Annotated in this window: 6 protein-coding genes; 3 read left to right on the top strand and 3 right to left on the bottom strand. The window is 72.3% G+C overall.

The window, feature by feature from the left end; translation table 11 throughout:
- Position 1 precedes the first annotated feature (1 nt).
- The 3 genes from AC08OU_RS07730 to def all read right to left on the bottom strand — a co-directional run bounded on the left by AC08OU_RS07730 (position 2) and on the right by def (position 3,672).
- Positions 2–1,774, bottom strand: a complete 1,773-nt coding sequence (locus tag AC08OU_RS07730) for an FAD-binding oxidoreductase (protein ID WP_476599723.1) — start codon at positions 1,772–1,774, stop codon at positions 2–4.
- 75 nt (positions 1,775–1,849) lie between these two features.
- Positions 1,850–2,812 carry an LLM class F420-dependent oxidoreductase gene (locus tag AC08OU_RS07735; protein ID WP_462203403.1) on the bottom strand — a complete coding sequence of 321 codons (963 nt, stop codon included), beginning with the start codon at positions 2,810–2,812 and terminating at the stop codon, positions 1,850–1,852.
- 212 nt (positions 2,813–3,024) lie between these two features.
- Entirely contained in the window at positions 3,025–3,672 is a 648-nt protein-coding gene (gene def, locus AC08OU_RS07740) for a peptide deformylase (protein ID WP_476599721.1), read from the bottom strand.
- Positions 3,673–3,696: 24 nt separating this feature from the next.
- Here def and AC08OU_RS07745 point away from each other — a divergent pair, with 24 nt between their 5' ends.
- Genes AC08OU_RS07745 through ureG form a run of 3 tightly spaced genes read left to right on the top strand, consistent with a single transcriptional unit; the run spans position 3,697 to position 6,091 of the window.
- Complete coding sequence (locus tag AC08OU_RS07745; RefSeq protein WP_476595010.1) at positions 3,697–4,218, top strand: Fur family transcriptional regulator; 522 nt, start codon at positions 3,697–3,699, stop codon at positions 4,216–4,218.
- 37 nt (positions 4,219–4,255) lie between these two features.
- Positions 4,256–5,326 carry a tRNA (adenosine(37)-N6)-threonylcarbamoyltransferase complex transferase subunit TsaD gene (gene tsaD, locus AC08OU_RS07750; protein WP_476599719.1) on the top strand — a complete coding sequence of 357 codons (1,071 nt, stop codon included), beginning with the start codon at positions 4,256–4,258 and terminating at the stop codon, positions 5,324–5,326.
- Between the two features lie 36 nt (positions 5,327–5,362).
- Positions 5,363–6,091, top strand: a complete 729-nt coding sequence (gene ureG, locus AC08OU_RS07755) for an urease accessory protein UreG (protein ID WP_476599717.1) — start codon at positions 5,363–5,365, stop codon at positions 6,089–6,091.
- The last annotated feature ends 124 nt before the right edge of the window (positions 6,092–6,215 follow it).

A 6,215-nucleotide genomic window follows, 5' to 3' on the forward strand; every position in this document is an offset into this window, starting at 1 on the left:
CTCAGCGCGGATCGGACCCGGCCGTGCTCACCGAATCCGGGCCCGCCGTAGCTGCCGGGCCCGCCGAATCCGGTCCCGCCGTAGCTGCCGGGCCCGGGGCGGCGCCCACCCCTGGGACGATCTTGCCGGGGTTGAGGTTGCGGCCCGGGTCGATGCCGTCGAACAGCGCCGTGAGCAGGCGCACGCCGGCTGGTGAGATGTCGTCGGCGAGCCAGCGCGCATGCTCGACACCGACCGCGTGGTGGTGGGACAGGGTGCCGGCATGCTCGATGAAGCCCTGCTGGATCGCGGACTTCACCGTGTCGTACCCGCCGATCGCCTCCAGCGTCACCGGGGAGGCGTAGGCGAACGTGAAGTACAGGCAGGCCCCGGAGTGGTACGAGTGCGACAGGTGGCACATGATCCAACCGGTCACGCCGATCTCGGCGAACGCCTTGTTCGCCCGTGCGACCACCCCCCGGTACAGCGGGCCGAGCTGCGACCAGGACGTCGACGTCTCCGACACGTCGGCCATCGCGCCCTGGCCGAGCAGGAAGTCCCGGATGTACGGGGTGTCGAACTTCTTCTGGTCGTAGAGCTGCCCCGGGCCGGTGCCGACACAGATCCCGCCCCGGCGCGCGACGATCGCCCCGACCAGCTTGCGCTGGGCCTTGACGTGCGCGGGTGAACCCTCGAAGCCAATGAACGACAGGCACATCTGATCGAGGTCGTACCTGCGGACCCGGCGCAGGTACTGCTTCATACCGGCCGAGACGAGACTCGAGGCCAGGGAGCCGCGCTTGCGGGTGGCGAAGGAGAACCGCGTCTCGTTGGCGTCGGAGACCCGGGTAACCGTCGGCGCGGCCTCGCTCGCGGCGATCTCCCGCATGGCCAGCAGTGCCGCGTCCCAGGTCGGGAAGAAGTAGCCGAGGATCACGCGCTGCTCGGGCACCCGGTGCACCTGCACGGTGGCCTCGGTGATGATCCCGAGCCGCCCCTCGCTGCCGAGGATCATCTCCCGCACGCTCGGGCCGGTCGACTGGCTGGGCACGGGCCGGGTGACGAGTACCCCGGCAGGGGTCACCACCCGCACCGCCCTGGTGATCTCCGCGATATCGCCGTACTTGTCGGACTGCATGCCCGACGAGCGGGTGGCGATCCAGCCGCCGAGGGTGGAGTGGGCGAAGCTGTCCGGGAAGTGGCCGAGCGTCCAGCCCTGCGCGGCCAGCTGCTCCTCCAGGTCCGGGCCGAGGGCGCCGGCCTGGATGCGGGCGAGGCGGGCGTCGGCGTCGATCTCCAGCACCCGGTCGAGCCGGCCGAGGTCGACGGAGATCACCGGGTGGGTCTCAGCGCGCGGCGCCTCGAGACTGCCGGAGATGTTGGTGCCGCCGCCGAACGGGATGACGACCGCGTCCGAGGCCAGCGCCGCGGCCAGCACCGCCCGGACCGCCCCCTCGTCTCCCGGGTAGACGACGACGTCGGGCAGCCGGCCGAGGTCGTGGTTACGAACCCGGACGAGGTCTCGCAGGCTCTTGCCGTAGGCGTGCACGACCCGCGCCTGTGCGTCGGTGGTGACGTGCTCCGCACCGGCGGCGTCGACGAGCGCGGCGCGCAGCGACTCCGGCAGCACGGGGTCCGCGATCGTCAGGTCCGCGAAGGCCGGTGGCTGGGCTGGCGGGTGGGTGATGTCGAGCCCGATGTGCGTGCGGATGAACGGCGCGAGGTCGGGCTTGTCACTGTGGCTGAAGGAGACACTCTCCTTGCCCCAGCCCCACCACTTCATGTGCGTGACCAACGATGGCTCCTCGACAGGGACGGGACGGAGGACGACGACTCCAGGGAAGGGCTAAGGGGGAGGGCGGCGGACCGCTCAGGTGCCGGCGAGGCGTTCGACGACCGGCGCCATGGCGGTCAACGCGTCCAGGGAGACCCCGATCGTGCTGAGGCCGAAGCGCTCGCGGCGCTCGACGAGGTCGTCGACGATCTCGTCGACCGACCCGCACAGCGCGTGCGGGGTCGCGAGCGCCTGTTCGGAGGTGAGCCCGAACCCGGCGGCCAGCTGCTCGGCAACCTGGGTGCGGTTGTCGGTGACGACGACGAGGTGGATACGGACCTGAAGGGTGAGATCGTCCCAACGGGCGCCGGCGGCCTCCCGGATCCAGCGGACCTTCTCCTCGGTCGCCGCCGTCGTCGCGTTGGCGCCGAGCGAGGCATCGATCACTCCGCCGACCATGTTCATGTTCAGCCCGATGATGTCGGCCTCGCGGGCGGCGAGGGTCAGCAGCCGGCGCCCGCCACCACCGATCACGATCGGCGGGTGGGGCCGCTGCACCGGCTTCGGCGTCCCGTTCAGGCCGGCGACCTGGTAGTGGGTGCCGCTGTAGGTGAACGGCCCGTCGGCGAACATCCCCTTGATGACAGCGAGGGACTCGGCAAGCCGGCCGATGCGCACCCCCGGCGGGTCGAGCGGCAGACCGGCTCGGGAGTAGTCGGAGGTCATCCAGCCGGCTCCGAGGCCGAGTTCGAACCGTCCGCCGGACAGCGCGTCGAGGGTCGCTGCCTCTTTGGCCAGCACCACCGGATGGCGGTAGTCGTTGCTGAACACCATCGCGCCGATCCGCAGCGTCGTCGTCGCGTCGGCCGCGGCCATCAGCGCCGCGATCGGCGCGACCTGCTCGTCGAGATGGTCGGAGACGGTCAACGTCGCGTAGCCGAGATCCTCGACCCGGCGGGCGAGGTCGGCCCATGACCGGGCGCTCACCTCGGCGGGGGAGGAACACTGGATGTTGAACCGGAACGGCCGTTTGTACGGCCCGCCGGAGACCTCGGTCACCGCAGCCACTCCTCACTCACCGGGGCATCTCCAGGATGGGACACCTCGAGGACGGGACACCTCGAGGACGGGCACTCGCCGGTGACATCCTCGAGGACGAGGCGGGTACCAAGATAGCCCGTCGGGCGACCGGCGACCGCCGTTGACCGTCCCCGGCGCGACCCGGCCGGTGCCTGACCATCACCCGGCCCGGCCCGACCGATACCTGGCCGTCACCGGCCCGACCCGACCGGCGCCTGACCATCACCGGCCCGGCCCGACCGGCGCCGCGACCGCAGGTACTCGCCGGCCGCCCGTGCCTGCTCCGGGGTCGGCGACGGCTCGCGCAGCGCCTGGACGGCGGCACGGCGCGCCTCCCCGGTCAGCCGGTCGACGTAGAGGATCCCGTCGAGATGGTCGACCTCGTGCTGGAAGCAGCGCGCAAGCAGGCCCTCACCGGCGTACTCGACCGGCTGCCCCGTAACGTCCACCCCACGGACCCGCGCGGCCAGCGCCCGCGTGGTCGGGAAGTGCAGCCCCGGGACGGACAGGCATCCCTCCGGGCCGTGCTGCTGGGTCCCGCCGGGCTGCCGGGCCTCCCCAGGCTGCCCCGGGTCCGGGCCGAGTTCCAGCACCGGGTTCACCACCACCCGTGGCACCCGTGGCACCGACTCGTCACGCGGGTCGTAGTCGACGTCGAAGACGAACAGGCGCAGCCCGACCCCGATCTGCGGGGCGGCGAGCCCCACCCCGGGCGCGTCGTACATGGTGTCGATCATGTCGGTGACCAGCCGACCGAGTGCAGTGCCGAACTCCGTGACCAGCGTGGTCGGAGTGCGCAGAACGGGATCACCAACAGTGCGGATCGGGAGCACGGTCATGCGGGATACTGTGCCACGTGAATCGTGAAGGACACCTGGATCGTGAAGGACAGTCGGACGGATCGTGACGGCCGGCGTGGCGATCCGTCCGCCGCCGGGATCGCCGCGTTGCGCGCCCGCGGGGAGCGGGTCACCCCAGCCCGCCGGGCGGTGCTCCAGGTGCTCGCCGACACGAGCGAGCACCTGTCCGTCGACGACGTCTTCGCCCGGGCGGAGACGATCGTCCCGGGCCTGCACCGCACCACCGTCTATCGCGCGGTGGAGACCCTCGGCGACCTCGGCCTGGTCACCCACGTCCACCCCGACCACGGGCCGGCCGTCTACCATCTGGCGGCGGCCCTCACCGGCGGCGCCCACCTGCACGTCCGGTGCCGCTCCTGCGGCACGATCCTCGACGTGCCCGCGGACCTGCTCGACGACGTCGCGCGCCGGCTCGCCACCACCGTCGGGTTCACCCTGCAGCCCGACCACGCCGCCCTTGCCGGCCGGTGCCGCGCCTGTTCGGCGAGGGCCCCGTCCGTAGACGGGGACCTCGCACCGGCGTAATCTCGCAGGTACCGACTATCGCGAGGAGGCCGCGGGGATGCCGCCGGAGCAGGGCCCGGTCGTGCTGGGCATCGAGACGTCCTGCGACGAGACCGGGGTGGGGCTCGTCCGGAACGGCACGCTGCTGGGCGAGGCCCTGTCGACGAGCATGGACCAGCACGCCCGCTACGGCGGAGTGGTCCCCGAGATCGCCGCCCGGGCCCACGTGCAGGCGCTGGTGCCCTGCGTGCGCGCGGCGCTGTCTTCGGCGGGGCTGTCCGCGGTGGACATCGGCGCCGTCGCAGTCACCGCCGGCCCCGGCCTCGCCACCGCCCTGCACGTCGGGGTGGCCGCGGCGAAGGCGTACGCCACGGCGCTCGACGTTCCCCTCTACGGCGTGCACCATCTCGCCGGTCACCTCGCCGCGGACCTCGTCGACGGCGAACCGCTGCCCGATCCCCTCATCGCCCTGATCGTCTCCGGCGGGCACACGTCGCTACTGCGGGTGGGGGACCTCGCCCGCGACCCGATCATCCACCTCGGCGACACGCTTGACGACGCGGCCGGAGAGTGCTTCGACAAGGTCGCCCGGGTGCTCGGCCTGCCCTATCCGGGCGGTCCCGCGGTCGACCGGGCCGCGGTCGGCCACGATGCGACGGCGCTGGCCTTCCCCCGGCCGCTGACCGGCCGGGCGGACGCGCCCTACACCTTCTCGTTCTCGGGACTGAAGACCGCCGTCGCCCGGTGGGTCGAGTCGCATCCCGACTCCCCCATACCGGCCGGCGATGTGATCGCTTCCTTCCAGGAGGCGGTCGTCGACGTGCTCACCGCCAAGGCGGTCCGTGCCTGCCTCGACCACGGGATCGGTGACCTGCTCATCGTCGGCGGGGTCGCGGCGAACAGCCGACTGCGGGCGCTGGCGGCCAGCCGCTGCGAGCAGACCGGCCTGCGGCTGCGGATACCGGCCCGTCGGCGGTGCACGGACAACGGCGTGATGATCGCGGCGTTGGGTGACCTGCTCGTCCGCGCCGGCGCCGAGCCCTCCCCCGCCGAGCTCACCGCCAGGCCGGGCGCGTTCCTCGAACGGGCCCAGCTCGGCGTCGCGCTGCCGGCCCTGCATGCCGCGTGAGCACCGACGGGCCCCTCGAACGGGAGAAGCGCGACGATGCACCTCGGGCATGAGGAGTTCCAGAGAAGCGGCGGGCGGGCCGTCGCGGGACCAGCCGGTGCGGAGCCAGCCGGTGCGGGGCGGGCGCCGCGGATCGGGGTCGGCGGCCCGGTGGGCAGCGGTAAGACGGCCCTGGTCGCCGCGCTGTGCCGGTCCCTGTCGTCGAGCCTACGCATCGGGGTGGTGACGAACGACATCTACACCACCGAGGACGCCGACTTCCTGCGCCGGGCCGGCGTGCTCGATCCCGAACGGATCCGCGCGGTCGAGACCGGCTGCTGCCCGCACACCGCGATTCGCGACGACATCACCGCGAACCTGGACATGGTCGAGGACCTGGAGGCCGACACCGGCCCCCTGGACCTGGTCCTCGTCGAGTCCGGTGGCGACAATCTCACCGCGACGTTCAGCTACGGGCTGGTCGACCGGCAGATCTTCGTCGTCGACGTCGCCGGGGGCGACAAGGTGCCCCGCAAGGGCGAGCCGGGGGTGACCGGCAGCGACCTGCTGGTCACCAACAAGACCGATCTGGCTCCCCTGGTGGGCGCCGACCTCGACGTCATGGCCCGGGACGCGGCCGCGGCCCGCGGTGCCCGTCCGGTGGTGTTCACCTCGCTCACCGCCGACCCCACGGCCGCGGACGTGACCTCCTGGGTACGGGCCCAGCTCGCCGAACTGTCCCCGCGCGGCGGTTCCTACAATGCGTCCAATACGTCGCAACCTTAAAGAGGACGTGAGAGCGTCGTGGCGGTGGGGGGTTTCATGGCGGTGGGGGGTTCCAGGGGACCGGTGCCGGGCGACGGAGGTCCGCCCCTGGTGGGATACACCCTGCGCTACCTGCATGGATCTG

The organism is Frankia sp. CcMO1 (assembly GCF_977945845.1).